The organism is Candidatus Parvarchaeota archaeon (genome assembly GCA_016866895.1).
Lineage (GTDB): Archaea > Micrarchaeota > Micrarchaeia > Anstonellales > VGKX01 > VGKX01.
Window position 1 is genome coordinate 1 of sequence record VGKX01000174.1, and the last position, 2,324, is coordinate 2,324.

The following is a 2,324-nucleotide window of genomic DNA, read 5'->3' on the forward strand; positions in this document are numbered from 1 at the left end:
CTTGTCCTTACTCATGAGTTTTTGATTGGAAAATGGCGCACCGGAAAAGTAATAATTGGGGATGAAGTCATGATTGGGGCCAACTGCACAATCCTTGCAGGCGTAAAAATAGGGAACAGGGCACAGGTGGGGGCAGGAAGCGTTGTGAGCAGGGACATAAAGGCCGGGGAGAAGTATTACTTGGCAAAACAAGGCATGGATTGATATGCTAAAGGTTTCCGGGGGTTTTATAACCGCGACAGCCCCGCGAACTTTATTGCTTGCAATCCTTGTTGTGGCTATAGGTTTTGGCTTTTATTTTTATTCGCCTTTTTTTGCTTCAAGAAGCCCTTACCTTTGGGTGTTTCTTCCAAACAGCCCACTTGCCATACTTGCCGCACTGGCTGCGATTTACCTGTGGAAAAAGTCCGATTTTCTCAACCTGCTTGCCTGCTCATATCTTGGCAAATTTGGGGCTTGGACTATTTTTGTGATGCTTTTGCACCCGCAGGTTTATTTCAGGCAGGAAATATTTTTAGAATCGCTTGCGCTTTACATTGTCCCCCACGCTGCAATGGTTTTCCTGGCGCTTCTTTGCCTGCCAAAAAAAAGAAAAACAACAAATCTGGTTTTGGTGCTGCTTGTTTTGCTTGCAAACGATTATGCTAACTACTGGCTTTCGTTGATTGCAGGCCCGCCACAGATAATACCATTGTGGAACATGGGGCTTGTGTCGGCGGTTTCCTTATGCCTTTCAATTGGCTTTGGCCTGTTTTACCACATGCATTCAGAAAAAATCCGAAACTGCGCTTTTGCAAGAAAAGTTAATAGTATATTTGCCTAGGTGCAGCATTAAGGCCGGGAAACGAAAACGTTGCAAGATGCCAGCATGCGCCTTGGGCGTGTAGCGCATTATGAGCTGTTATGGATAGGTTTATATACTTGAAAAGCCCTATTTTACAACTTAATTTGCGCCTTGCACCGCACCCACGGAGGTGCCTGCGCAGGGAGGCAGATTTTTAATGATTGTCAAATCAAATATGGCAACAGCTAATTTTCGCAGGTGGCTCGGGCAGCAACCCGGGCTTTCAAGGATTAGCAAAGTGCCATATTTGAGGTGTTAGCTATGGGTTTAAGGCCTGGAAGGACGTGCAGAGATACAAATAAGACTGCTTGGTCAAGATTCTCAAAGAAAAAGCCAAGAAAGTCGTTTGTAAAGGCGCTGCCGCATCTGTCGCTCAATGTCTATAACATGGGAGTAATTTCTGGGAATTATGATTCGCAATATGACCTTGTGACAACAATAGGAATACAGCTTCGCGACAACGCACTTGAGGCAGGAAGGCAGGCTGCAAACAAGTACCTTGAGAAAGTTCTTCTCAACGGCTACTCGTTCAAAGTGAGGGTTTATCCGCACAACGTGATTCGTGAGAACAGGATGATTGCAGGAGCCGGGGCAGACAGGTTGCAAAAAGGCATGAGGCAGGCGTTTGGCAGGCCCACAAGCAGGGCTGCAAGAATGATGGCAAACCAGCCAGTGTTCACAATCAAGACAAGCCAGGCAAACAGGCACCATGTGATGGAGGCCTACAGGAGAGCAAGGATAAAGCTTGGTTCAACATTCAGCATAGCAGAGTCAAAACTGGCCGTGGCTTGAAGGCTGCTTAAAGTAAAGGGGCAGTCTTTCAGGCCAAGGCAAGTGGGTGGGAGTTTGAAAGAACTGCTGATAAGCACTGACGTTGACGAAATCATAGAAAGGATAAAGGAAAGAAGGTCCATTAGACTAAAGGAGCTTGCAGCAAGCTTGTCAATGGACCAGCGCGAAGTGCGCAAGTGGGCTGAAGTGCTTGAATCCCAGGGGCTAATTAGCATAGACCACCAGCTCACGCAGGAAATCCTGACCTGGACGGAAAAGCAGGCAAAGAAAATAAACCACGACGCTACTTTTGAAGTTGAGGCAATAAAGCAGCCTGTTGAAATAATAGAAATTGCCAAAGGTGAGCCGGAGCAGCAGGAAAAGGCGCCTGTTGCGCCAATTATATCCGAAAAACCGGCATTGCAAATGGAGGAAAAGGAAGCTTGGCGCAGACTGCCTGGCATGAAGGAGAAGCAGCCTGAATCGAAAATATTTGAAGAAGATGAGCTTTTTGGCTCCAGGCAGCCCAAGGAACAGGACACTGACAACAAAACAAAGGAAGCCGAGCTTCAAGCCCCCAAAGTCACGCAGGATTTTGAACTGGAAGAAAAAAAAGTGCAGCAAGTTCAAGAGATGAGAGCAAAGGAAGTGCCACGCGCCAAGCCTGAAAAAAAAGCGCAGGCGGCAAAGCAGCTTGCAAGAGAAAAGG

At 47.0% G+C, this 2,324-nt stretch carries 4 protein-coding genes; all 4 read left to right on the forward strand.

The features are described 5' to 3' along the window. On the forward strand, positions 1 to 204 hold a 204-nt coding region (locus FJZ26_05625), incomplete at its 5' end, for a hypothetical protein (protein MBM3229887.1). A gap of 1 nt (position 205) precedes the next feature. Further along, a complete protein-coding gene (locus FJZ26_05630; GenBank protein MBM3229888.1) occupies positions 206 to 823 on the forward strand; it encodes a DUF1405 domain-containing protein in 618 nt (205 codons plus the stop codon). A 282-nt stretch (positions 824 to 1,105) separates the two neighbouring features. Then, the gene (locus FJZ26_05635; protein ID MBM3229889.1) at positions 1,106 to 1,636 is read left to right on the forward strand and encodes a 50S ribosomal protein L16; all 531 of its coding nucleotides are present in this window, start codon (positions 1,106 to 1,108) and stop codon (positions 1,634 to 1,636) included. A gap of 54 nt (positions 1,637 to 1,690) precedes the next feature. Then, positions 1,691 to 2,324 (forward strand): hypothetical protein (locus FJZ26_05640; protein ID MBM3229890.1); only part of this gene is annotated, 634 nt, incomplete at its 3' end.

Excerpts from the sequence above, each read along its gene's own strand:
- FJZ26_05630 (MBM3229888.1), top strand. The coding sequence starts at position 206 with ATGCTAAAGGTTTCCGGGGGTTTTATAACCGCGACAGCCCCGCGAACT.
- FJZ26_05635 (MBM3229889.1), top strand. The coding sequence starts at position 1,106 with ATGGGTTTAAGGCCTGGAAGGACGTGCAGAGATACAAATAAGACTGCT.